The organism is Bradyrhizobium sp. 35 (genome assembly GCF_023073215.1).
Taxonomy (GTDB): domain Bacteria; phylum Pseudomonadota; class Alphaproteobacteria; order Rhizobiales; family Xanthobacteraceae; genus Bradyrhizobium; species Bradyrhizobium canariense_D.
In genome coordinates this window covers 222433-245207 of record NZ_JADPJC010000017.1, presented here as the reverse complement: position 1 = coordinate 245207, position 22775 = coordinate 222433, and the positions used below count along the sequence as shown (strand labels likewise).

Below are 22775 nucleotides of genomic sequence, written 5' to 3'. Positions count from 1 at the left end.
TCGAAGTTTGGAATGCTTCCAGACCGACAAGAACCTGCTTGTTCGAAATGTCTAAAACGGCGTCAGCGATGTCGCAGCCGGCGATTGACCCGGCGCGCGAGATAATCGCCGGCGCTCTGCACGAGCTGCACCAGCGCGATCAGCACCACGACGACGGCCAGCATCATCTCCGGCATGAAGCGCTGATAGCCGTAGCGGATGCCGAGATCGCCCAGGCCTCCGCCTCCGACGGCGCCGACCATGGCGGAATAGCCGAGCAGGCTGACAACCGCGAGCGTCAGCGCCAGCAGAAGACCCGGCAGCGCTTCGGGGATCAGCACCTTGAGCACGATCTGCATCGGCGAGGCCCCGAACGAGGACGCCGTCTCGATCAGGCCGCCATCGACTTCGCGGATCGCGGCCTCGACCAGGCGCGCGATGAACGGCGCCGATGCGATCGTCAACGGTACGATCGCGGCCGTCGATCCGATCGAGGTGCCGGCCACCAACCGCGTGAACGGGATAATGGCGACGACCAGGATGATGAAAGGCGTGGACCGCGTCGCGTTGACGACGATGCCGAGCACGCGGTTGACGACGGGCGCCGCGAACAGCTCGCCTTTCCGGCTGGTCGCGAGAAAGACGCCGAGCGGCAGGCCGAAGACGGTGCCGATCAGCGCGGCGAGCCCGACCATGTACAGGCTCTCGCCGGTCGCCTGGACGATCAGGTTGATAAGTTCAGGCGACATAGCCGAGACGCTCCGCGGGGAATTGATGTTGTGAGAGCCAGGCCAGCGCGCGCGTCGTCGCGTCCTCGCCGCCGGACATGCCGAGAGGGATACCAAGCGTCAGCGAGCCCACATGCTGGCCGCCGATCTCGTCGATGCGAGCCGACAGCAGCGACACGTCGAGGCCGAGCTCGCGCGCCAGCCGCGCCACCAGCGTGTCGCCGGTCCCTGCCCCGCGCACCTGGACGCGGATCACGGCCTGTCCATCCGCAGGCAGCTCCGAAACGATACGGCTCGCCAGCGACACCGGCAGGCTGTCTCCGATCACTTCGGCCAGAAAGGATTGCGTGATCGGATGCTTTGGGTGGGTGAAGATGTCGGCGACATGGCCGCTCTCGACGACGTGGCCGGCATCGAGCACCACGACGTCTCTCGCGAGCTGGCGCACCACGGACATCTCATGGGTGATCAGTACGATGGTCACGCCCAGCTCGCGGTTGATGTTCGCGAGCAGATCGAGGATCGCCCGCGTGGTCTGCGGATCGAGCGCCGAGGTCGCCTCATCCGACAGCAGCACGCTCGGCCGCGTCGCGAGCGCACGGGCAATGCCGACGCGCTGCTTCTGGCCGCCGGAGAGTTCTGACGGGTAGCGATCGTGCTTGTCTGCGATGCCCACCAGCGCAAGCAGCTCGGCCACGCGCGCGCGGATATCGGCCTTGGCCCAGCCGGCGATCTCCAGCGGCAGCGCGATGTTGGCGGCAGCGGTGCGGGAGGACAGCAGATTGAAGTGCTGGAAGATCATGCCGATCGAGCGCTGCGCCAGCCGCAAGTCGCGGCCCGAGAGCGCCGAGATATCTCTGTTATCGACGACGACGCGGCCCGTGGTCGGCCTCTCCAGGCCGTTGATGAGCCGGACCAGGCTCGATTTGCCGGCGCCGGAGCGGCCGATGATTCCGGTGATCGAACCGCGCGGGATGGCGAAGTCGATGTTTTGCAGGGCATTGACGCCGGGCTTGCCGTGATAGGCCGGATAGGTTTTCGAGATGCCTTCGAAGCGGACCATCGCGTCGGACGCAGTCGCGGCAGGTGAGATCGCGTGAGCTGAGATCGCGTCAAACTTTTCGATCGGCTGTCCGATCGCGAGCGACGGGTGGACGTTCATGGAGGCGGCCTTCATGCACAATAGTTCCCTTGCCCCTGGGCATCCGGGAACGGTCGCATCAAGCGACGGAGAGTGAAACCGCGATGAGGACTCGGCTGGAGCGCGCTGCACCGCAGCACGCACAATCGCCCTTTCGGGTCGCTCTGGCAATGTCAGATATTTGCGGGGAGTTGGACGAAGTTTTCCAAATGTCTCCCAGCTGAAGAAAATTCATCTGCCGCCGTATGGGCCTCCCGCCCCGGCTCAGTGGACCTGCAACCAGGGCCAAAGGATCAGCAGCAGCCCCGCGAAATAGATTACCCCGAAGATCAGCCCAAAACCCCAGAACTGACCCTTGCCGATATAGCCGCTCCCGAAATACATCGGCGCCGGCCCGGTCGCGTAAGGCGAGATCACCCCCATCAGGCCGAGCGAATACATGCAGAGCATGGCGAGCGTCGTGACTGGTAGGTCGGGGATGCCGGATCCGACCGCGAGCACCACGGGCAGCACGGCGGCGGCATGCGAGGTGATGCTCGAGAAGAAATAGTGGATCCAGAAGAACAGCGCGACCAGCAGGAGCATTGCGGTCGACGGCGACAGCCCGGCGAGCGGCTTTGCGTATTCGGTCGCGAACCATTTGATGAAGCCGATCTCGTTGAGGCCCGAGGCCAGCGTCAGCAGCGAGGTGAAATAGAAGAACACCTCCCAGGCGCCCTTCTCGGCGACGATGTCGGCAAACTCGATCACGCCCGTCACCAGCATCAGCGAGATCACGATGAACACGACGGTGGTGGCGTTGACGAAATTCGAGCCCAGAAGCGGCACGCGGATGTCCGGGCTCGAGCCCGCGATCCACAGGAACATCGCGAGCAAGATCAGCGCCAGCATGATCCATTCATTGCGCGACATCGGGCCCATCTCCGCGAGCTCCTTCGATGCCCATTCGGAAATTTCCGGGCTGCTCTTCACCTCGGGGCGGCAGACCGCGTAGCTGAGCAGCGGGACCAGCACCATCAGGAGCAGGCCGAGCGGCGCAAAGCCGATGAACCACTGCGCCCAGCTGACGTCTATTCCGACGGTCTTCTTGGCGATGGCCAGCGCCGCCGCATTGGGCGCCAGCGCGGTGAAGAACAATGAGCTGGTGACGGCGGTCGACGCGAACGCGGTCCACATCACGTAGGTGCCGATCTTGCCGGCGGTCGGTCCTGGCTCGGAGCCGTAGATGCGCGGGATGTTGCTGATGATGGGATAGACGATGCCGCCGCTGCGCGCGGTGTTGGACGGTGTCGCCGGCGCCAGCAAGAAGTCCGACATCGCCACCGCATAGCCGAGACCGAGCGTGTTGGTGCCGAGCTTTTGCACCAGCACGAGCGCAATACGCCGGCCCAGGTGGCTCTTGCGGTACCCGATCGAGAACACGAAGGCGCCGACGATCAGCCAGACCGTGCTCTCGGCAAAGCCCGCCAGCATCCAGCGCAGCGACTTGGTCGGATCGGGATCGATATAACCGCCGACGCCAGCAACCGTCAGCCCGATCAGGCCGACCGCGCCCACCGGCATCGATTCCAGGATGAGCCCGGTGATGACAGCCGCGAAGATCGCAAAATAGTGCCACTGATTGGCGTTGAGCCCTGCGGGCACCGGCCACAGATAGATCAGCAGCCATACCGCGAGCGGCGCGATCAGCTTCCAGCGAAACCCTTTCGCCTCGGGTGCCTGCGTGCCAGTGGTCATGGGCCCTCCCCCTCGATCGTCATTGTCGTCTGCCGGCCCGTTGATCGGGCCTATTTTGTCCCAGCGCCGCGTATACGGATAGTCGGCGGCGCAATCAATGCCTGGCCGGCTTCTACCGCCCTCTGAACTTCAGTTTGCGTCGCGTCAGGAACGCCTCGACGCCCTCCTTATGGTCCTCGCTAAGGCTTGCCAGGGCGAACTGGTCGACGTCCATGTGGCTGGCGAGATTATCCAGCGCATGCGCCAGCCGGTTGACCGTGAGTTTCGTCATGGCAACGGAGAGCGGCGGCTGCGCTGCCACCTTGCGCGCAAGCTCCATCGCGGCATCGAACGTATGGCCGGGATCGACCACCTGCTCGACCAGGCCCCACTCATAGGCCTCATCCGCGCTGATGCGCTGATCGGCCAGGACCACCGCCTGCTTGGTGCGCGCCGGGCCGATCAGATGCAGCATGCGCGGAATGCTCTGCCAGCTCATGTTCATGCCGAGGCCGATCTCGGGCACGCGCAGATGGGCATCGCGTCCCATGACGCGGAAGTCGAGCGCGACGGCCAGCGCCACGCCGCCGCCGACGCAAAACCCCTCGATGGCGGCGATCGTGATTTGCTCCATCTCCTGCCAGGCGTGGGTCAGGCGCGGTCCGAGCTTGAGATGCCGCCGCAGCGTGCCGAGGTCCATGTCCTTGCGCGCGCGGTTCGGCATCCTTGAGGTCGAAGCCGGCGCTGAACGCAGCCGCGCTGCCTGTCAGCACCACGGCAGAGGTTGCGGCGTCATCCTCAAAACTGCGCGCGGCCGCGGTGAGCTGGCGTAAAGCCTCTGGCGATAGCGCATTGATGCCGTCGCCGCGGTCGAACCGCACCACCGCAATCCGTCCCTCCGGCCCGAGGCCCTTCTCGATCTTGACATAGTCAGGCAACGCAAACTCCCCTGGTCTTGGTCTTCCTGGCGCTCACAGATGCCCGGTGCGCCGATGTTCGGGTTCGCTTCCATGGACCGGAAACCGGATCGTGGTCCCGATGGTGATCCAGTTGGCATTTTCGCCGGTGATGTTGCGGCCGTAGATCAGATCGACGGAGAATATCTCGTTCGGTCGGTAGCGGACACCGGTCTGGAAACGCGGCTGCACGATGCTTGCGACCTCGGCGGCGCCGGCCTGCCCGTACGCCTCGATCGTCCATTGCAGCGTGTCGGTGAATTTCCAATCGAAGCCGATGCCGTAGGTCAGGTAATGGCGATCCACCGTCCGATCCCAGAGCCAGCCGCCGTTGACGTTGATGCGCATGGTCTCCGACAGGCGGAAGGTCGCGGGGATGACGGCAAAGGCGGATAGCGCCTCGCCGGTCGCCGCGTCGAACGATCCTCCGCCATAGGCCGACAATCCCCACCGGCCGATTCCGGTCGGGACGAAATTCGTCTTGGCTTTTGGCGCGATTGTCGTGCTCCAGTCGCCGCCGCTCCGGGCTCGGATGGTCTGCAGGCTCAGCTCGATCGGCCTGAAGGGATCGACGACACACGAGGGATTGGCGACCGCCGAAAAATCCGTGTTGGAAGCCGCCGACAGCCAACTTTCCACCTTGCAGGAGCCCACATCGGAAATGTCGGCGGCATCGACCGCATAGGCGCCATTCGCGGCGCGCGCATCCTGCGCCGCGAATGCGCCAAGAGCCGCGATTGCGACGGTTATTCCGGTTCTTGCAGCCCAGCCCATGGTGCGATGTTAGCAGAGTCTTCGCCTCGACAACGCCCGGATTCTGGGACTATCTTCGCCCCATGAGCGACCATCATCACCACGATCACGACCATTCCGAACTGTCGGAGACCGAGCTGCGCGTGCGCGCGCTCGAGACGATCCTGACCGAAAAAGGCTATGTCGAGCCGGCCGCGCTCGACGCCATCATCCAGGCCTATGAGACCCGGATCGGCCCCCATAACGGCGCGCGCGTTGTCGCCAAGGCCTGGAGCGATCCGGCGTTCAAGAAGGCACTGCTGGAGGACGGCTCGAAGGCGATCGGCACGCTCGGCCATGTCAGCCGCGTCGGCGACCACCTCGTCGTGGTCGAGAACACGCCGCAACGTCACAACATGGTCGTGTGCACGCTGTGCTCCTGCTACCCCTGGGAAATGCTGGGGCTGCCGCCGGTCTGGTACAAGGCCGCGCCCTATCGCTCCCGCGCGGTGAAGGACCCGCGCGGCGTGCTCGCCGATTTCGGCGTGCAAGTCGCCAAGGACGTTGAAATCCGGGTATGGGATTCGACCGCCGAAACGCGCTTTCTGGTGCTGCCGATGCGCCCCGCAGGGACCGAAGGCTGGAGCGAGGAGCAGCTCGCCGAGCTGGTCACGCGCGATTCCATGATCGGCACCGGCTTTCCCAAGGCGCCGGGGGCGCCGTCATGAACGGCGTGCACGACATGGGCGGCATGGACGGGTTCGGCAAGGTCGAGCCCGAACCGAACGAGCCGGTGTTCCACGAGGAATGGGAGTCGCGTGTTCTCGCCATGGTACGCGCGATGGGCGCGGCCGGCGCCTTCAACATCGACACCTCGCGCTTCTATCGCGAGACGATCCCGCCGCATATCTATCTCTCGAGCTCCTACTACAAGAAATGGTTTCTCGGGCTCGAGGAGATGCTGATCGAGAAGGGCTACCTCACTCGGGAGGAAGTCGCCGCCGGCCACGCGATGCAGCCGGCCAAGGCGCTCAAGCACGGCAAGTTCGATCTCGGCCAGGTCGAGCGCATCATGGTGCGCGGCAAGTTCGCCCGCCCTGCCCCGGCGCCGGCGAAATTCAAGATCGGTGACAAGGTCCGCGCGAAGAACATTCACCCGGCGACCCACACCCGCCTGCCGCGCTACGTGCGTGGTCATGTCGGAATCGTCGAGCTGAACCATGGCTGCCACGTGTTTCCGGACTCGGCGGCGATGGAGCTCGGCGAGAATCCGCAATGGCTCTACACTGTCGTGTTCGAGGGCCGCGATCTCTGGGGCGCGGACGGCGATCCGACCTCGAAAGTCTCGATCGATGCGTTCGAGCCGTATCTGGACCCGGCGTGATGAGCAGCACGGCTGCTGCTGCCGCGACGGCAGCGATCCCGAGCATTCCGCGCGACGATGACGGCCCGGTGTTCGGCGCGCCCTGGGAGGCGCACGCCTTCGCGATGGCGCTGACGCTGCACGAGCGCGGCGTGTTCACCTGGCCCGAATGGGCGGCAGCCCTGGCCTCCGAGATCAAGCGCGCGCAGGCGGCCGGCGATCCCGATACGGGCGAGACCTACTATCTCCATTGGCTCGCCACTCTGGAGGGGCTGGTCGCGCGCAAGGGCGTTGCGTCTGCGGAGACGTTGCATCGCTACCGCGACGCCTGGGACCACGCGGCGGATCGCACCCCGCACGGCAAGCTGATTGAGCTGAAGGCGGAGGATTTTGCGCCGTAGTCGCTTTGCGCGTTGCTTGGGTACACTCTAACCCCAACCAACACTGTCATTCCCCGCGAAGGCGGGGAATCCAGTACGCCGCGGCCTGTCGATTATCGCTACCTTCTCGGAGTACTGGATCGCCCGCTTTCGCGGGTAATGACACCGAGTCTATGGTATCACCGTCCCGCCACGTACTCCCGCCACCCCTTCGCCCGCAGGCTGCACGCCGGGCATTCTCCGCAGCCGTATCCCCAATCATGCTGCGCGCCGCGTTCGCCGAGGTAGCAGGTGTGCGACTGCTCGCGGATGAGGTCGACCAGCCCGTCGCCGCCGAGGTCCTGGGCGAGCTTCCACGTCGCGGCCTTGTCGATCCACATCAGCGGGGTATGCAGCTCGAACTTGCGGGCCATGCCGAGCGACAGCGCGGCCTGCATCGCGCGGATGGTGTCGTCGCGGCAATCGGGATAACCGGAATAGTCGGTCTCGCACATGCCGCCGACGATGTGACTGATGCCGCGCCGGTAGGCCAGCGCCGCGGCAAAAGTCAAGAACACCAGATTGCGGCCGGGCACGAACGTGTTCGGCAGGCCGTCGGCGCCCATCGCAATCGCGACGTCGCGCGTCAGCGCCGTCTCGGACACGGCCGCCAGCGTCGGGATCGACAGCGTGTGGCTCTCCCCGAGCCTGGAAGCCCAGTCCGTGCGCAGGCCCCTGATGCCGTCGAACAGCCGGTCGCGGCAGGCCAGCTCGATGGCGTGGCGCTGGCCGTAATCGAAGCCCAGCGTCTCCACGCGCGCAAAGCGATTCAGCGCCCAGGCGAGGCAGGTGGTGGAATCCTGGCCGCCGGAGAACAGCACCAGCGCGGTTTCGGATGAAGATGCGTCAGTCATGGCCCGCGCTTTAGCACTGCGCACGCGGCTCGCCAATCTGGCCCGCCAACCGGTGGAAATCACCCTGTTCCGCCGCGCTGCGCTGGGAACGGGGGCTCGCTTTTGGCATAAGGCATGGGAGCCAGGAGACTGCCCCGCAATGACCCCTTCCCGCGACATTTCCCGCCTGATCGAAATTATGGCGGCGCTGCGCACGCCGGTGACCGGCTGCCCCTGGGACCTCGAGCAGAATTTTGCGACCATCGCGCCCTATACGATCGAGGAAGCCTATGAGGTGGTCGACGCCATCAGCCGCGGCGATCTCGACGACCTCTGCGAGGAGCTCGGCGACCTCCTGCTGCAGGTGGTGTTCCATGCTCAGATGGCCGAGGAGCAGAACGCCTTTGCCTTCGGCGATGTCGTCGAGGCCATCACCCGCAAGATGATCCGCCGCCATCCGCACGTCTTCGCCGACAAGGACGGCGATCTCGCCTCCTCCCACGTCAAGGAAGTCTGGGACCGCATCAAGGCCGAAGAGAAAGCCGAGCGCGCCGCGCGCCGGCCACCCCAGGAAGCGCCGTCCCACAAATCGCTGCTGTCAGGCGTGAAGGCCGGCCAGCCCGCCCTGACGCGCGCCATGGAGCTGCAGCGCAAGGCCTCCACTGTCGGCTTCGACTGGAACGATCCACGCGCGGTGCTGGCAAAAATCCGCGAAGAAGCCGACGAGATCGAGGCCGCACTCGATCGCAACGACAGCGAGGGGTTGGCGGAAGAGACCGGCGACCTGATGTTCGCGGTGGTCAACCTCGCCCGCCATGTCGATGCCGATCCGGAAGCCGCGCTGCGGGCGACCAACACGAAGTTCGAGCGGCGGTTTGCCTATATCGAACGGGCGCTGGAGGCGCAGGGGCGGACCCTCGAGCAGGCGTCGCTGGCGGAGATGGACGCGTTGTGGAATGAGGCGAAGAGTGCGAAGCAGTCGTCACCAGAGGAGCGCAAGCAAGCCGGCCGCTAACTCGGCCGGGACGACACTAACTACGCGGACAGTCGCGGCACGGCATCGAACCGGTTCACCACGATGTCCCGCTTGGTCTCGTCCACCCGCACCGTCATGTCGAAGCGGCCGTCGTGCAGCTCTTTCGCCAGCACTTCGGAATTCCGATGCAGCCAGCTGATGCCGGCGCCGTCGGAGGCATCGATGGAGAGGTCGAGCGTGATGCGTTTGGCGGCCAAGCGCTCCTCGATCGCGGCGAGCAGCGCGTCGACCCCCTCGCCCGACACGGCCGACACCAGCATCGCCGGATGATCCTCCGGCCTGCGCGCGGCGATGTTCAAAAGCTCTTCGCGCTGTTCGGGACCATAGCGGTCGATCTTGTTCCAGACCTCGATGATGCGGCCTGAATCATCGGGGTTGATGCCGAGCTGGCGCAGCACGGCGTCGACGTCGCTCTGCTGCGCCTCGGCGTCGTCGTGCGAGATGTCGCGCACATGCAGGATGACGTCGGCCTCCAGCACCTCCTCCAGCGTGGCGCGGAAGGCGGCGACGAGCTGCGTCGGCAGATTGGAGATGAAACCGACGGTGTCCGACAGCATCGCCTTGCCGCCATGCGGCAGGGTGAGCGCGCGGAGGGTCGGATCCAGCGTGGCGAACAGCATGTCGGCGGCCTGCACGTCGGCGCGGGTCAGGCGGTTGAACAGCGTCGACTTGCCGGCATTGGTGTAGCCGACCAGCGCCACGACGCGGTACGGCACGCGCTGGCGGCCTGCGCGATGCAGGCGGCGTGTGGCCTGCACCTTCTTCAGTTCGCCCTCGAGCTTGGAGATGCGCTCCTGGATCAGGCGGCGGTCGGCTTCGATCTGCGTCTCGCCGGGACCGCCCATGAATCCAAAGCCGCCGCGCTGGCGCTCGAGATGGGTCCATGAGCGCACCAGGCGCGAACGTTGATAGTTGAGATGCGCGAGCTCGACCTGGAGCGAGCCTTCCTTGGTCTTGGCGCGGCGGCCGAAGATTTCCAGGATGAGACCGGTGCGGTCGAGCACCTTTGCCTGCAACTCCTTCTCGAGGTTGCGCTGCTGGATCGGCGCAAGCGCGCAATCCATCACCACGAGTTCGACGTCGAGGCTCTTGGCGAGCGCGGCGATCTCCTCGACCTTACCCTTGCCGATATAGGTCGCAGGGCGGATCTGGCTGATCGGCGCGATGATGGCGTCGGCAACGACGAGATCGATCGCGCGCGCGAGGCCGGCGGCTTCGTCGAGCCGGGCTTCCGCGTCACGCACGACATGAGCTTCCGATTGCGCGTCGGCACTGCCTGCGCGCACCCGCAAATAGGGACCGATGACAAGCACCCGCCCCGTCTGCCTACCCCCTGCCGACCGCGGACGGTCGGCATCCCCGTCGAAATTCCGGGGTTCCAATCAGATCACTCTCAAGCCGGCTGATCCTCGCCGCCTTCGAACAGCTGGATCGGAGCGCCCGGCATGATGGTCGAGATCGCATGCTTGTAGACGAGCTGCGAGTGACCGTCGCGCCGAAGCAGCAAACAGAAATTGTCGAACCAGGTCACGATGCCCTGGAGCTTCACTCCGTTGACCAGAAAGATCGTCAGTGGCGTTTTGGTTTTGCGAACGTGATTAAGGAAGGTGTCCTGCAGGTTTTGTGCGCGGTCTGCCGCCATTGTTTTTTTCTCGCTTTGAGTTTCTTTTTATTGCGCCGGTTGCGGCCCTCTTTTGAAACTCGGGGTCCTCGTCCGGTTGCCGTCCCTCATGAGATCCCCCTCGGGGGGACAGCGGTTCAATTAGAGGACAGGTAGGCTTATTAGGCAAGCCGCTTCACGCGGCAGCCCATGCCGTATTGCCCCGAAAAACTACGGAAATCGATGATTTTCCTCGCCTATTCCAACGACGTCGCAGCGTTAGCCGACGCCGAGCGCCTTCAACTTCCGGTGCAGCGCCGAGCGTTCCATGCCAACAAACTCGGCCGTGCGAGAAATATTTCCTGAAAAACGGCTGATCTGTGCAATCAAATAGTCGCGCTCGAACACTTCGCGCGCTTCGCGCAGCGGCAGGCCCATGATGTGCTCGCCATTGTTGCTGGTCGGCATCGCGGGCACCATGGAGCCGACATCCTGCGGCAGCATGTCGGCAGTGATGATGACTTCCGGCCCGCCAGCGGCGAGAATCATGACTCTCTCAACGTTGTTGCGGAGCTGGCGCACATTGCCCGGCCAGACATGCGACTGCAGTACCGCCATCGCGTCCTGGCCGATCTGCCGCTTGGGCAGGCCGCTGCCCGCGGAGATCTGCTCCATGAAATAGTCGATCAATTCCGGAATGTCTTCACGCCGCTCCGACAATGCGGGCACGCGGATCGGCACCACCGAGAGCCGGTGATAGAGGTCCTCGCGGAAATGACCGGCCGCGATTTCCTCTTCGAGGTTGCGCGCGGTGGAGGAGATGATGCGGACGTCGACCTGCACCTTGCCGTTGCCGCCGACGCGCTGGAACGACTGCTCGACCAGCACGCGCAAGATCTTGTTCTGGGTCTCGCGCGGCATGTCCGCGATCTCGTCGATGAACAGCGTGCCGCCATGAGCCTCTTCGAGTGCGCCGGGCTTGCGCGCGTGCTCGCCGTTGGACTGCTCGATGCCGAACAGCTCGTGCTCCATCCGCTCGGGCGTGATCGCAGCGGCGTTGATGACGACGAAGGGGCCGTCGGCGCGGCCCGAGGCCGTGTGCAACGTGCGGGCGGTCAGTTCCTTGCCGGCGCCCGCGGGGCCGACGATCAGGATGCGGCTGTTGGCCTTGGCCGCACGCTCGATGGTCTGGCGCAGCTGGTTCATGCTGGGCGAGCGGCCGACCAGCGAGCTTGCGCTCGGCGCGAGCTGCTTCAGCTCCTTGACCTCGCGCTTGAGCCGCGAGTTCTCCAGTGCACGGTTGGCGACCAGGATCAGCCGGTCGGTCTTGAACGGCTTCTCGATGAAGTCGTAGGCGCCACGCTTGATCGCGGCGACCGCAGTCTCGATGTTGCCGTGGCCGGAGATCATCACGACCGGCAGATCGGGGTTGTCCTTCTTGACCTGCTCCAAGAGCTGCAAGCCGTCGAGCTTGGAGCCCTGCAGCCAGATGTCGAGGAACACCAGATGCGGCCTGCGGTTGGCGATCTCGGCGAGCGCCGTATCGCTGTCGCGCGCGGTCCGGGTCACGAAACCCTCGTCTTCGAGGATGCCCGCAACGAGATCCCGAATATCGGCCTCATCATCGACAATCAGAATTTCACTTGCCATGGATCGCCTGTTTTCTCAGCTGCCTGTTGAGGCTTTGATCTTCGTTGAATCATTGGTCTTTTCAGCCGGCTTTTTGGTTTCGACGGCCGCCTCTTTTGTTTCCGGATCCTTGAGGGATTGCGTGGCCGTTTCGCCGCTTTCCGGCTTGGTCGTTGCCGCGGCTGCCGGTTCGGCCCCCTCGCTTTTCGCGGGAGCGCCGGCGATCGCAAAACGCATCCGCATCCAGGCGCCGCGCTGGCCCTCGCGGAAGTCCGAGGCATCCTTCAGCTCGATGCGCCCGCCATGGTCTTCCAGCACGCGACCGACGATCGCGAGCCCAAGGCCGGTGCCTTTGGCGCGTGTCGTCACATAGGGCTCGAGCAGGCGCGAGCGCGCCACCTTGGGCAGGCCGATGCCGTTGTCGACGACGTCGATCAGCACGTCCTCGCCCTCGCGCGAGACCACGACGTCGATCCGGCCTTTGCCGAGCTCCTCCAGGGGGACCTGCTCGATCGCCTCGGTGGCGTTCTTGACGATGTTGGTGACGGCCTGCGAGATCAGCCGCCGGTCGAACTGAGCGCGCAGCGGGTCTTCCTTGAACTCGGCCTCGATATCGATCTCGGGGTGGGCGACCTTCATCAGGAACACCGCCTGCCGCACTGTGTCGGCGACGTCCTCACCCTCCATGACCGGCTTAGGCATCCGCGCAAAGCGCGAGAACTCGTCGACCATGCGGCGGATGTCGTCGACCTGACGCACGATGGTGTCGGTGCACTGTTCGAAGATCTGCTTGTCCTTGCCCTCCGTGATGTCCTTGCCGAATTTGCGGCGAATGCGTTCGGCGGAGAGCTGGATCGGGGTCAGCGGATTCTTGATCTCATGCGCGATGCGGCGCGCGACGTCGCCCCAGGCCGAGGTGCGTTGCGCCGAGACCAGTTCGGTGATGTCGTCGAGCGTGATGATGTAGCTGTCGTGCGGCTGGCTGGTCTTCTCGGCGCTGACGCGGACCGACAGATTGCGTTCCTGCCCGTCGCGCGTGATCGTGATCTGCCCCTGCACCAGGCGCTGGGTCCCTTCCCGCGCCGTCTTCATCATCTCTTCGAGCTCGGGCAGCACGTCGGAGAGCGGATGGCCGAGCGTCTCGGCTTCGGAGTGACCGATCAGCTTTTCGGCGGAACGGTTGAGAATGCCGACGCTGCCTGAGGTATCCACGCCGATGATGCCGGCGCTGGCGGACGACAGCACCGCCTCGATGAAGCGGCGGCGGCTGTCGATGAGCTCGCTGGCGTTGACGAGCTCGTCGCGCTGGCTACGCAACTCCTCCGTCATCTTGTTGAAGGTCTCACCCAGCTGGGCGAGGTCGCCTTCCGACTGGTGCACCGGCACTTTCACATGGAGATCGCCCGTCGAGACCGTCTGGGCCGCGTTCATCAGCCGCCGGATCGGCGAGACCAGCGAGTTGGCGAAGTTGAGGCCGATCAGCACCGAGGCCATCAGGATGGTCAGCGCGATCACAGCGAACATCAGCGCGAACGCGACCTGGATGCCGAGCCGGCGCGACTCGATCTGGGCGTATTCGGCGACGCTGACCTCGGTCTGCTTGAGCTGGTTGACGACATTCGGATCGAGCGGCCGTGCGACGTAGAGGAATGTGTCACTGAAGGCGCGCAAGCGGACCACCGCGGCGACGAAGCTCGCATCGGGCAGCACCGCGATCTCGGGTTCGGATTCGTTGACGTTGCTGAGGAAGTCCGGTGCCGGCGGCGAATAGGCCAGCCGCATGCCGGTGTCGGCGGATTCGAGAATGTTGGTGTTCTTGTCGATGATCATCGCGCCCGGCAAATTGCGCGAGGCGGCGCTGGACGTCAGCAATTCGCGAAACGAGCGGCGATCCTGGTCGTAGAGCGGCCGCGCGTGGGCGATGTCGTTGGCCATGCCGAGAATGTCGCCCCGGATCAGCTGCGCATGGTCCTGCATGTAAGCCCGCGCGATCGTCAGTGAATTCTGGATCACCTCCTTGGTCGGGCCGGAGAACAGGCGGTCGAGGCCGCGCTCGATGGTGACGTTGGCGACGACGGCGACCAGCACCGCCGGCAGCACCGCCACGATCGAGAACAGGCTGACGATCTGGACATGGAGGCGCGCCGCCGCCCTGCCCCGCCGTCGCGCCAGGATCACCTGCCAGAGCTCGCGGATGATGATGCCGACCAGCAGCAGGATGGTGGCTGCGTTGCTCAGATAGAACGAACGGACAACTTGCGGCGTCAGTTCGATGCTGGTGAGGCCGGTCAGGACCAGGAAGGTGAGCAAGGCCGACAGCAGCGCCAGCGCCACGGCGAACGGCGCCAGCCAGCGTCGCGCCGACCAACGCCGGGGCTCTTCTGCTGGGGCCGTGTCAAAGGATGCGGCCGAGGTGTCTGCGCTGGTCATTCCGGCAATGGGTGCTGAAACGGGGGGCCGCGGCGGGCGGCTACTGATGTATTCGTACCACATTGTTGCCGAATTGCGACAATTCCGCGGCGTCACCGCCGCGACCGACCCGCGCATCCACAGCGACATGCCGGAGGGCGGGAACGGATTCCAGCCCCGGCGGCTTGACCAGCATGCACAGGTTCTTTCTCGCAATGATGGTATCGGCCGTGCTGCTGCTGATCGTGGCGGCGGACCTGCTGGTCAATGGTCTCGGGGTGCAGGAGCCCAATGCGAACGTCGCCAGCGCAATACAGGTCTCAGGCCGGTTTGTCAGATAGGTGTGAGGCCGCGTCCCGCGGCTGAAATCACCTTTTGAATGTTCCTGCGGAACATTTCAGTCCGATCGGGACTTCTGCTCACCGCGTCAGCCACGACGGCCAACGCGATCGGACAGGCTCAGCTCCGCTTGGTAGGGGGAGCTGAGCCACCGGCCGTTGCGGGGGGCTAGCCGCCGCTCCGATACACCTGGATATCGAGATCCCGGATCTTCTTCCGCAGCGTGTTGCGGTTGAGGCCGAGCAGATCGGCGGCGCGGATCTGGTTGCCGCGGGTGGCCGCGAGCGCGGCCGTGAGCAGTGGCACCTCGATCTCCTTCAAGATGCGGTGATAGAGGCCCGGCGGCGGCACGCCGTTCGGGAAGCCCTGGAAGTGCGAAGAGAGATACGCCTCCACGGCGCCGCCGAGATTGTCGACGCCATGCTGGACGGCGGCACCCGGGCTGACCGTGGGTGGCGCCAGTTCGCCGTCGATGACGGAGCCGGTGATCACGTCCTGCGGATAGAGCGCGGCGAGGCGACGGGCGAGGTTCTCGAGCTCGCGCACATTGCCCGGCCAGCGGTGCTGCTTCATCCGCTCCAGCGCCAGCGTGTCGAGCTTCTTCGGCGGCAGGCCGTCCTTCTCCGCCAGCGCGAAGAAATGACGGATGAGATCGGGCAGATCCTCGATGCGCTCGCGCAACGGCGGCAGGCGCAACGGCACGACGTTGAGGCGGAAGAACAGATCCTCGCGGAACAGGCCTTGCTGGATCAGGACGCGCAGATCCTTGTTGGAGGCCGCGACGATGCGCACGTCGGTCTTGATCGGGGTGCGACCGCCGACCGTGGTGTATTCGCCCTGCTGAAGCACGCGCAGCAGACGGGTCTGCGCCTCCATCGGCATGTCGCCGATCTCGTCCAGGAACAGCGTGCCGCCCTCGGCCTGCTCGAACCGGCCGGAGGCGCGGGTGTTGGCGCCGGTGAAGGCGCCGCGCTCATGGCCGAACAGCTCCGACTCGATCAGGTCGCGCGGGATCGCCGCCATGTTGACCGCGACGAACGGGCCATTGCGGCGCTTGCCGTAATCGTGCAACGCGCGCGCCACCAGCTCCTTGCCGGTACCGGACTCGCCCGTGATCATCACGGTGAGGTCGGTCTGCATCAGGCGCGCCAGCACGCGATAGATTTCCTGCATCGCCGGCGAGCGGCCGACCAGCGGGATCGCCTCCATCTCGGCGTCCTCGTTCGGCGTCGAGACCCGCTCCTTCGGCTCGGCCAGCGCGCGGCCGACGATGGCGATCAGCTCCTTCAGATCGAAGGGCTTCGGCAGATATTCATAGGCGCCGCGCTCGGAGGCCCGGATCGCCGTCATGAAGGTGTTTTGCGCGCTCATGACGATAACAGGCAAATTCGGCCGCATCTTCTTGATCCGCGGCAACAGGTCGAACGCGTTCTCGTCGGGCATCACCACGTCGGTGATGACGAGATCGCCCTCCCCCTGGCTGACCCAGCGCCACAGCGTCGCGGCATTGCCGGTCAGCCGCACTTCGTAGCCGGCGCGCGATAGTGCCTGATTGAGAACCGTGCGGATGGCGGTGTCGTCATCAGCAACGAGAATGCTACCTGCGGGCATCGTTAATCCTCATTTCGCCCCCTGTGACGCAGACGACGACTTCCCGGCAGAGCCGTCGTGACTGCTTTGATCGGCATGTTTCACCGATGTGGAATACATCGGCATCAGCACGCGGAAGGTTGTCTTGCGCGGCTGAGATTCGCATTCGATGATGCCCCCGTGATCCCCGATAATCTTTGCGACCAGCGCGAGGCCCAGACCCGAGCCGGTCTGTTTGGTGGTGACGAAGGGATCGAACAGGTTTGGCAGAAGATCGTCCGGCACGCCTGGTCCGTTGTCCTTCACGCAGAATTCGAGCGGCAGGGATACACGGGATTTTTGACCGGGGACTGACAGGCGGACGCCGGGGCGAAACGCGGTGGTGAGCTGGATTTCACCGTCGGGAACGTCGATCAGCGCTTCGGCGGCGTTCTTCACCAGGTTGAGGAACACCTGGATGAGCTGGTCCTGGTTCGCCAGCACCGGGGGCAGCGAGGGATCGTAGTCCTCGACGAAGCGGATGTTGCGGGCAAAGCCGGACTGCGCCAGCCGTTTGACGTGATCGAGCACCGAATGGATGTTGACGGGGCCGCGCACCACGGGGCGCTCGTCGCCGAACACCTCCATGCGGTCGACCAGCGTCACGATGCGGTCGGCCTCGTCGCAGATCAGCCGCGTCAGCATGCGGTCTTCCGAGGAGGCCTGCTGCTCCAGGAGCTGCGCCGCGCCGCGGATGCCCGAGAGCGGGTTCTTGATCTCGTGCGCCAGCATCGCGGCGAGCGCGATCACCGAGCGCGCGGCGCTGCGATGGGTGAGCTGGCGGTCCATCTTGTCGGCGATGGAGCGCTCCTGGAGCATCACCACGATATGGCCGGGCCGTTCCGTGACGGGGGCAACGTGCAGATCGACCTGGCGGTCCCCGCCCATGCGCGGCGTGCCCAGATCGACCTTGTACTCGTTGACAGGTGCATTCGACGAACGCACCTGGTCGATCAGCGCCAGCAAGGGGCTGCCAAACGGCACCAGCTCTTTCAGCGACTGCCGCTTCAAGAACTGCGTCGAGATATCGAAGAAGGCTTCGGTTGCGATGTTGGCGGCGACGATTTTGCCGTCCGGCCCGATCATCAGCACGGGATTGGGAAGTGCGTCCAGGATGGCATCGCTGTCGGACGGAAACGGCCGACGATGTTCAGCAACTGAGCTCATGCAGCGGCGCTCCATGCGAAGTCGTCGAAGGCATCTTGCAGTGACCGGTGAACGAGGTGCGGATCCTCCGAGGTGAGGATTTTCTGGCGCCAGGATTTCAGCTTCTCGGCCGGCGCACGGCTCACATCGGCCGCGACGTCGAGCGCCCAGCCCAGATGTTTTCGCGCGTGCCGCAGCCCGATGCGCAGGCCGTAGAGCGCGCAGACGCCTTCATAAAGCGTGCGCACATAATGCAGCTGCGTCTCGAGCGGCGGCGTGGCTTCCACCGCCCCACCCTTGAGGCGGCGGCCGATCTGGCCGGGCAGCCAGGGCTGGCCCTGCGCGCCGCGGCCGATCATCACGGCATCGGCGCCGGAGGCCTTTAACGCCGCGAGGGCCTTCTCGTAAGTGGTGATGTCGCCATTGACGACGAGCGGAATGGAGATGGCCTCGCGTACGGCGCGGATCGCATCCCAATCGGCCTCGCCCTTGTAGAACTGGCAGCGGGTGCGGCCGTGCACGGTGACGAGCTTGATGCCTGATGCCTGTGCGCGCCGCGCCAGTTCCGGTGCGTTGCGGGTGCGGTCGTCCCAGCCGAGCCGCATCTTCAACGTCACTGGCACCTTCACCGCCGCGATCGTCGCTTCGATCAGGCTGACGGCGTGGTCGAGGTCGCGCATCAAGGCGGAACCGGACTGGCCGCCGGTGACGTGACGAGCCGGACAGCCCATGTTGATGTCGATGATATCGGCGCCTTCGGCTTCAGCGATCCGGGCGCCCTCCGCCATCCAATGCGTCTCGCACCCGGCGAGCTGGACCACGTGGGGACCGATCCCCGTGGCTTCGCAGCGCAACCGGGACATATGATGGCCATTGGCGAGTTCGTCGCTGGCCGTCATTTCGGACACGACCAGACCGGCCCCCAACTGCGCGGCGAGCCGGCGGAGGGGCGAGTCAGTCACCCCCGACATCGGCGCCAGGAAGACCGGGGTGGCGACATCAATATCGCCTATCTTCAATGGCTTAGAGCCTGATACTACCGAGCCGGTCACAGGGGTCTCGTTGCGTTGGCAGCGCCTCATCGCGCCTGCCATGACCTATCTTGCGCACAATTCTTGTGCAGTCAAGCGTCATGCCTACAGTTTAGACAGTTCTGCAAATCTTTCAAGGTGCAGTGCAGCAAAATGCTGTTTCCCACAATCCGGGGAAACCCCCTTTTATTGCGGGCCTGCCGTGCTAGAGGCATGCGGCAATCACCCCACCCCCGACTTTCTTCATCCCCAAATGAGTATTTGAGTCCTATGGCGAAATCACAGCGCACCGCAGTCGTCCTCGTCGCGGCCGGACGCGGCCTGCGCGCAGGCGCCGGTGGCCCCAAGCAATATCGCGAGATCGGCGGCGTGCCGGTGATCTATCGCGCCATGGAGGCCTTCAGCCGTCATGCGGACGTGTTCGCAGTTCAGTCAGTCGTGAACCCGGACGATAGCGCCATGTTCACGGCGGCGGTCGCAGGGCTCAGCCACGAGGCGCCGGTCAATGGCGGCGCGACCCGGCAGGCCTCGGTGCTCGCCGGTCTCGAAGCGCTCGCCAGGCACAAGCCCGACATTGTCCTGATCCACGACGCCGCGCGCCCCTTCGTTTCGGAAGGCGTGATCACCCGCGCGATCGATGCGGCCAGCCGCACCGGCGCGGCGATCCCCGTCGTTCCCGTCACCGACACCATCAAGATCACCGGCGAGAATGGCAATGTCGAGGACACGCCGGACCGGGCGCGGTTGCGAATTGCGCAGACGCCGCAATCCTTTCGTTTCGACGTCATCCTCGAAGCGCATCGTCGCGCGGCCAAGGACGGGCGCAGCGATTTCACCGACGATGCCGCGATTGCCGAATGGGCGGGATTGACGGTTGCAACCTTTGAAGGCGATGTTGCCAATATGAAGCTCACCACTCCCGAGGATTTCGTGCGCGAGGAAGCGCGGCTGGCAAGCCTGCTCGGCGACATCAGGACCGGCACGGGCTACGACGTCCACGCCTTCGGCGAGGGCGACCATCTCATGATATGCGGCGTGCGCGTGCCGCACACCAAAGGCTTCCTGGCCCATTCCGACGGCGATGTCGGCCTGCATGCGCTGGTCGACGCCATCCTGGGCGCGCTCGCTGACGGCGACATCGGATCGCACTTTCCGCCCAGCGACGCGAAGTGGAAAGGCGCCTCCTCCGACCAGTTTTTGCAATACGCCATCGAGCGCGTCACCCAGCGCCGCGGCCGCATCGCCAATCTCGAGGTGACCATGATCTGCGAGCGGCCGAAGATCGGCCCCTTGCGCGAGACCATGCGCGCGCGCATCGCCGAGATTTCCGGCGTCGACATCTCCCGCGTCGCGGTCAAGGCGACCACCAGCGAGCGGCTCGGCTTCACCGGCCGCGAGGAAGGCATCGCGGCCACCGCGAGCGCCACCATCCGTCTGCCCTGGAGTGTCTAGGCCATGGCCGGCAGCGACGCACGCGCCCTCTCCCGCTCGCTGCTCGATTTGTGCCGGATGCGCAAGCTGACGATCGCGACCGCGGAATCCTGCACCGGCGGCCTGGTGGCCGGTGCGCTGACCGACATCCCCGGCTCTTCCGACGTCATCGATCGCGGCTTCGTCACCTATTCCAACGACGCCAAGCGCGCGATGCTCGGCGTCGAGGTAAGCACGCTCACCAATTTCGGCGCCGTCAGCAGGGAGACGGCAACAGCCATGGCGGTCGGCGCGCTGGAGCGTGCCGGCGTCGATCTTGCAGTCGCTATCACCGGCATTGCCGGCCCCGGCGGCGCCACGCCCGGCAAGCCGGTTGGCCTCGTGCATTTCGCCGCCGCCGCGCGCGACGGACGCATCGTCCATCGCGAGCATCGCTTTGGCGCCATCGGTCGCACCGCCGTGCGTCAGCGCTCCGTGGTCGAGGCGCTGCGCATGCTGATGGATCTCGCCCGCGGCCCGCAAGTTACGGCCAAGCCGAAACGTGCCGCCGCAGTAACCCGCCTGCGCCCGCGCGTGACACGATCACCGCGCCGGCACGCGGTGAAGCGCAGGCCGCCGCGCTGACCGCGGGGGTGAGATCCCTCACGCAGCCGCGTTAAGCACTCACGTGATCGAGCACGCACTGCTTGATCGCGCTGTGATTGACGATGGCTGCGCCCCACACCAGCCCGTAGAGACTTGACCTTTCCCGCCATGCAGGTGACCTCGACGTCATTGCCGATGTGGAAGGGTCGAAACAGCAGCAGCATGACGCCGGCGGCGATGTTGGAGAGTGGGCCCTGTAATGCCAGACCAACGGTGAGAGATGCGCAACATTGCCCGTGCGATGACGCCGCTGGAGATCGAGCAGGCCGCTGCGTATTATGCCTCGCAGCCGCCGGATGTCGTGAAAGCGGTGGATTGAAATTCTGGCACGTTTGCCTTCCCATCGTCATTGCGAGCGCAGCGAAGCAATCCAGAGTCTCTCCGCAGAGGGATTCTGGATTGCTTCGTCGCAAGGGCTCCTCGCAATGACGGAGGAGAGAGCGTGCCCGTCCGCAACCACTACGACGACACCAGCTTCCGCCGTCCGTAGATCGCATCCGCCCGCTTCTCGAAGGCGATGGAAAATCGCGCGAACGCGGCGTCGAACATCGAGCCCATCAGGAGCGCCAGCATGCGGCTCTTGAACTCGTAGGCAAGGAAGAAGCCGACATCGCAAACGCTCTCGCCTTTGGGCTCGAACGTCCAACGGTTTTCCAGATTGCTGAAGGGACCTTGCAGATATTCGACCAGGATCTTCAAATTGGCGCGGTCGAGCGTCACGCGGCTGGTGAAGGATTCCCTGACCAGCTTGAACGACACCGTCATGTCCGCGACCAGCACCTCGGTGCCGTCGGGTTTCGCCATGCGCTGACGGACCTTCAGCGCACTGCACAGCGGCACGAATTCCGGGTAGCGCTCGACGTCAGCGACCAGATCAAACATCTCGGACGCGCTGTGATCGACACGACGCTTGCTCGAAAAATTGGGCATGGCGATTCAGCGGGCGCTTGCTGCCCGCGCGGCCTTCAGTTTCGCAAAATCCTCGCCGGCATGATGCGACGAACGGGTGAGCGGGCTCGCAGACACCATCAGGAAACCCTTGGTGTAGGCGACCTTCTCGTAGGACGAAAACTCGTCCGGCGGCACGTAGCGCATCACGGCGTGATGCTTGCGGGTCGGCTGGAGATATTGCCCGATGGTCAGGAAATCGACGTCAGCGGAACGCAGATCGTCCATCACCTGCTGCACCTCGTGGCGCTCCTCGCCGAGGCCGACCATGATGCCGGACTTGGTGAAGATGGTGGGATCGAGCTCCTTGACCCGCTGCAACAGCCGGATCGAATGGAAATAGCGCGCGCCCGGCCGCACCGTGAGATAGCACGACGGCACGGTCTCGAGATTGTGGTTGAACACGTCGGGCTTCGCCGCGACGACGACCTCCAGCGCCCCCTCCTTGCGCAGGAAGTCGGGCGTCAGGATCTCGATCGTGGTCGAGGGGCACGCGGCGCGGATCGCGCGGATGGTCTGGGCGAAATGCTCGGCGCCGCCGTCAGTGAGATCGTCGCGGTCCACGGAGGTGATGACGACATGGGCAAGGCCGAGCTTGGCCACAGCCTCGCCGACGTTCTGCGGCTCGGCCGCGTCAAGTGCATTCGGCATGCCGGTCTTGACGTTGCAGAAGGCACAGGCGCGGGTGCAGGTGTCGCCCATGATCATGAAGGTCGCGTGCTTCTTGTCCCAGCACTCGCCGATATTCGGGCAGCCCGCCTCCTCGCACACCGTATGCAGGCCGTTGGCGCGCACGATGTTGCGCGTGTCGGCATAGCCGCGGGTGTTGGGCGCGCGTACGCGGATCCAGTCCGGCTTCGGCGGCGAAGCGGAATCGGGCCGGTTCACCTTTTCGGGGTGACGTGGGCGCAGCGGGTTCGAGATGGTATCGACGATAACGACCATGGGGTGTCCGGTCTGACCAAGTCCTACCTAGTCGGTCTGGCCGGGCATCGCAACCCGGCTCGCACCGCTTCAGGGAACATGGCAGATATGGGCAATATCCTGCTCTGTTCTCTGGCGATT

General features: G+C 64.9%; 21 protein-coding genes and 3 pseudogenes. 8 read left to right on the top strand and 16 right to left on the bottom strand.

Translation table 11 applies throughout. From position 1 onward, the window contains the following. Positions 1–62: 62 nt before the first annotated feature. The 5 genes and pseudogenes from IVB36_RS03525 to IVB36_RS03505 form a co-directional block, all read right to left on the bottom strand. On the bottom strand, positions 63–728 hold the full coding sequence (locus tag IVB36_RS03525; protein ID WP_247390653.1) for a methionine ABC transporter permease: 666 nt from the start codon (positions 726–728) through the stop codon (positions 63–65). Beyond that, entirely contained in the window at positions 718–1884 is a 1167-nt protein-coding gene (locus tag IVB36_RS03520) for a methionine ABC transporter ATP-binding protein (RefSeq protein WP_247390652.1), read from the bottom strand. The genes IVB36_RS03525 and IVB36_RS03520 overlap by 11 nt, the downstream gene beginning before the upstream one ends. Before the next feature lie 228 nt (positions 1885–2112). Next, positions 2113–3585, bottom strand: a complete 1473-nt coding sequence (locus IVB36_RS03515) for a DASS family sodium-coupled anion symporter (protein WP_247390647.1) — start codon at positions 3583–3585, stop codon at positions 2113–2115. A gap of 112 nt (positions 3586–3697) precedes the next feature. Then, positions 3698–4502 (bottom strand): annotated as a pseudogene (locus IVB36_RS03510) (enoyl-CoA hydratase/isomerase family protein). Between the two features lie 33 nt (positions 4503–4535). Continuing rightward, on the bottom strand, positions 4536–5294 hold the full coding sequence (locus tag IVB36_RS03505; protein ID WP_247390645.1) for a hypothetical protein: 759 nt from the start codon (positions 5292–5294) through the stop codon (positions 4536–4538). A 62-nt stretch (positions 5295–5356) separates the two neighbouring features. Between IVB36_RS03505 and nthA the strand changes: the two genes are divergently transcribed. The 3 genes from nthA to IVB36_RS03490 are packed head-to-tail and all read left to right on the top strand — an operon-like array spanning position 5357 to position 7016. Further along, the gene (gene nthA, locus IVB36_RS03500; protein ID WP_085349816.1) at positions 5357–5980 is read left to right on the top strand and encodes a nitrile hydratase subunit alpha; all 624 of its coding nucleotides are present in this window, start codon (positions 5357–5359) and stop codon (positions 5978–5980) included. Beyond that, entirely contained in the window at positions 5977–6636 is a 660-nt protein-coding gene (gene nthB / locus IVB36_RS03495) for a nitrile hydratase subunit beta (RefSeq protein WP_018457833.1), read from the top strand. The genes nthA and nthB overlap by 4 nt, the downstream gene beginning before the upstream one ends. Further along, the gene (locus IVB36_RS03490) at positions 6636–7016 is read left to right on the top strand and encodes a nitrile hydratase accessory protein (RefSeq protein ID WP_247390643.1); all 381 of its coding nucleotides are present in this window, start codon (positions 6636–6638) and stop codon (positions 7014–7016) included. Before nthB ends, IVB36_RS03490 begins: the two co-directional genes overlap by 1 nt. A gap of 158 nt (positions 7017–7174) precedes the next feature. On the opposite strand, the gene queC is transcribed toward IVB36_RS03490, so the two are convergent. Next, positions 7175–7888 carry a 7-cyano-7-deazaguanine synthase QueC gene (gene queC / locus IVB36_RS03485; protein WP_247390636.1) on the bottom strand — a complete coding sequence of 238 codons (714 nt, stop codon included), beginning with the start codon at positions 7886–7888 and terminating at the stop codon, positions 7175–7177. A gap of 139 nt (positions 7889–8027) precedes the next feature. Between queC and mazG the strand changes: the two genes are divergently transcribed. Then, positions 8028–8882: a nucleoside triphosphate pyrophosphohydrolase gene (mazG, locus tag IVB36_RS03480; protein ID WP_247390634.1), complete on the top strand. Its 855-nt coding sequence runs from the start codon at positions 8028–8030 to the stop codon at positions 8880–8882. A gap of 20 nt (positions 8883–8902) precedes the next feature. Here mazG and hflX read toward each other — a convergent pair whose 3' ends face one another. The 4 genes from hflX to IVB36_RS03460 form a co-directional block, all read right to left on the bottom strand. Next, the gene (gene hflX, locus IVB36_RS03475) at positions 8903–10285 is read right to left on the bottom strand and encodes a GTPase HflX (RefSeq protein WP_247390631.1); all 1383 of its coding nucleotides are present in this window, start codon (positions 10283–10285) and stop codon (positions 8903–8905) included. Between the two features lie 11 nt (positions 10286–10296). Further along, positions 10297–10545 carry an RNA chaperone Hfq gene (gene hfq / locus IVB36_RS03470; RefSeq protein ID WP_007591126.1) on the bottom strand — a complete coding sequence of 83 codons (249 nt, stop codon included), beginning with the start codon at positions 10543–10545 and terminating at the stop codon, positions 10297–10299. 237 nt (positions 10546–10782) lie between these two features. After that, complete coding sequence (locus tag IVB36_RS03465) at positions 10783–12153, bottom strand: sigma-54 dependent transcriptional regulator (protein WP_007591127.1); 1371 nt, start codon at positions 12151–12153, stop codon at positions 10783–10785. A 15-nt stretch (positions 12154–12168) separates the two neighbouring features. Continuing rightward, entirely contained in the window at positions 12169–14562 is a 2394-nt protein-coding gene (locus tag IVB36_RS03460) for a PAS domain-containing sensor histidine kinase (protein ID WP_247390628.1), read from the bottom strand. A 173-nt stretch (positions 14563–14735) separates the two neighbouring features. Between IVB36_RS03460 and IVB36_RS03455 the strand changes: the two genes are divergently transcribed. Further along, positions 14736–14882: a hypothetical protein gene (locus IVB36_RS03455; RefSeq protein ID WP_018457826.1), complete on the top strand. Its 147-nt coding sequence runs from the start codon at positions 14736–14738 to the stop codon at positions 14880–14882. 166 nt (positions 14883–15048) lie between these two features. Here the strand turns inward: IVB36_RS03455 and ntrC are convergent, their stop codons facing one another. Genes ntrC through dusB form a run of 3 tightly spaced genes read right to left on the bottom strand, consistent with a single transcriptional unit; the run spans position 15049 to position 18674 of the window. Beyond that, entirely contained in the window at positions 15049–16491 is a 1443-nt protein-coding gene (gene ntrC, locus IVB36_RS03450) for a nitrogen regulation protein NR(I) (protein ID WP_007610301.1), read from the bottom strand. A 9-nt stretch (positions 16492–16500) separates the two neighbouring features. Then, positions 16501–17676, bottom strand: coding sequence for a nitrogen regulation protein NR(II) (locus IVB36_RS03445; RefSeq protein ID WP_026233448.1), 1176 nt, complete (start codon positions 17674–17676; stop codon positions 16501–16503). Continuing rightward, positions 17673–18674 (bottom strand): tRNA dihydrouridine synthase DusB, encoded by a 1002-nt coding sequence (gene dusB / locus IVB36_RS03440; RefSeq protein ID WP_247390741.1) that lies wholly within the window; start codon positions 18672–18674, stop codon positions 17673–17675. The genes IVB36_RS03445 and dusB overlap by 4 nt, the downstream gene beginning before the upstream one ends. Positions 18675–18956: 282 nt before the next feature. On the opposite strand from dusB, the gene IVB36_RS03435 reads away from it, so the two are divergent. Continuing rightward, positions 18957–20138 carry a bifunctional 2-C-methyl-D-erythritol 4-phosphate cytidylyltransferase/2-C-methyl-D-erythritol 2,4-cyclodiphosphate synthase gene (locus IVB36_RS03435; RefSeq protein ID WP_247390625.1) on the top strand — a complete coding sequence of 394 codons (1182 nt, stop codon included), beginning with the start codon at positions 18957–18959 and terminating at the stop codon, positions 20136–20138. 3 nt (positions 20139–20141) lie between these two features. Further along, positions 20142–20741: a CinA family protein gene (locus IVB36_RS03430; protein ID WP_018457822.1), complete on the top strand. Its 600-nt coding sequence runs from the start codon at positions 20142–20144 to the stop codon at positions 20739–20741. 119 nt (positions 20742–20860) lie between these two features. Here IVB36_RS03430 and IVB36_RS40335 read toward each other — a convergent pair. Continuing rightward, positions 20861–20941: pseudogene (locus tag IVB36_RS40335) on the bottom strand (small-conductance mechanosensitive channel); the annotation flags it as partial. 38 nt (positions 20942–20979) lie between these two features. Between IVB36_RS40335 and IVB36_RS40330 the strand changes: the two are divergent. Beyond that, positions 20980–21081: pseudogene (locus tag IVB36_RS40330) on the top strand (cytochrome c4); the annotation flags it as partial. Between the two features lie 140 nt (positions 21082–21221). Here IVB36_RS40330 and IVB36_RS03420 read toward each other — a convergent pair. Further along, a complete protein-coding gene (locus IVB36_RS03420; protein ID WP_018457820.1) occupies positions 21222–21692 on the bottom strand; it encodes a type II toxin-antitoxin system RatA family toxin in 471 nt (156 codons plus the stop codon). A gap of 6 nt (positions 21693–21698) precedes the next feature. Further along, complete coding sequence (gene lipA / locus IVB36_RS03415; protein WP_007591147.1) at positions 21699–22655, bottom strand: lipoyl synthase; 957 nt, start codon at positions 22653–22655, stop codon at positions 21699–21701. Positions 22656–22775: the final 120 nt, after the last annotated feature.

Bases quoted from the DNA above. Each gene is read 5' to 3' on its own strand.
- IVB36_RS03525 (WP_247390653.1), bottom strand. From the start codon at position 728: ATGTCGCCTGAACTTATCAACCTGATCGTCCAGGCGACCGGCGAGAGC.
- IVB36_RS03520 (WP_247390652.1), bottom strand. From the start codon at position 1,884: ATGAAGGCCGCCTCCATGAACGTCCACCCGTCGCTCGCGATCGGACAG.
- IVB36_RS03515 (WP_247390647.1), bottom strand. From the start codon at position 3,585: ATGACCACTGGCACGCAGGCACCCGAGGCGAAAGGGTTTCGCTGGAAG.
- IVB36_RS03505 (WP_247390645.1), bottom strand. From the start codon at position 5,294: ATGGGCTGGGCTGCAAGAACCGGAATAACCGTCGCAATCGCGGCTCTT.
- nthA (WP_085349816.1), top strand. From the start codon at position 5,357: ATGAGCGACCATCATCACCACGATCACGACCATTCCGAACTGTCGGAG.
- nthB (WP_018457833.1), top strand. From the start codon at position 5,977: ATGAACGGCGTGCACGACATGGGCGGCATGGACGGGTTCGGCAAGGTC.
- IVB36_RS03490 (WP_247390643.1), top strand. From the start codon at position 6,636: ATGAGCAGCACGGCTGCTGCTGCCGCGACGGCAGCGATCCCGAGCATT.
- queC (WP_247390636.1), bottom strand. From the start codon at position 7,888: ATGACTGACGCATCTTCATCCGAAACCGCGCTGGTGCTGTTCTCCGGC.
- mazG (WP_247390634.1), top strand. From the start codon at position 8,028: ATGACCCCTTCCCGCGACATTTCCCGCCTGATCGAAATTATGGCGGCG.
- hfq (WP_007591126.1), bottom strand. From the start codon at position 10,545: ATGGCGGCAGACCGCGCACAAAACCTGCAGGACACCTTCCTTAATCAC.
- IVB36_RS03465 (WP_007591127.1), bottom strand. From the start codon at position 12,153: ATGGCAAGTGAAATTCTGATTGTCGATGATGAGGCCGATATTCGGGAT.
- IVB36_RS03460 (WP_247390628.1), bottom strand. From the start codon at position 14,562: ATGACCAGCGCAGACACCTCGGCCGCATCCTTTGACACGGCCCCAGCA.
- IVB36_RS03455 (WP_018457826.1), top strand. From the start codon at position 14,736: ATGCACAGGTTCTTTCTCGCAATGATGGTATCGGCCGTGCTGCTGCTG.
- ntrC (WP_007610301.1), bottom strand. From the start codon at position 16,491: ATGCCCGCAGGTAGCATTCTCGTTGCTGATGACGACACCGCCATCCGC.
- IVB36_RS03445 (WP_026233448.1), bottom strand. From the start codon at position 17,676: ATGAGCTCAGTTGCTGAACATCGTCGGCCGTTTCCGTCCGACAGCGAT.
- IVB36_RS03435 (WP_247390625.1), top strand. From the start codon at position 18,957: ATGGCGAAATCACAGCGCACCGCAGTCGTCCTCGTCGCGGCCGGACGC.
- IVB36_RS03430 (WP_018457822.1), top strand. From the start codon at position 20,142: ATGGCCGGCAGCGACGCACGCGCCCTCTCCCGCTCGCTGCTCGATTTG.
- IVB36_RS03420 (WP_018457820.1), bottom strand. From the start codon at position 21,692: ATGCCCAATTTTTCGAGCAAGCGTCGTGTCGATCACAGCGCGTCCGAG.
- lipA (WP_007591147.1), bottom strand. From the start codon at position 22,655: ATGGTCGTTATCGTCGATACCATCTCGAACCCGCTGCGCCCACGTCAC.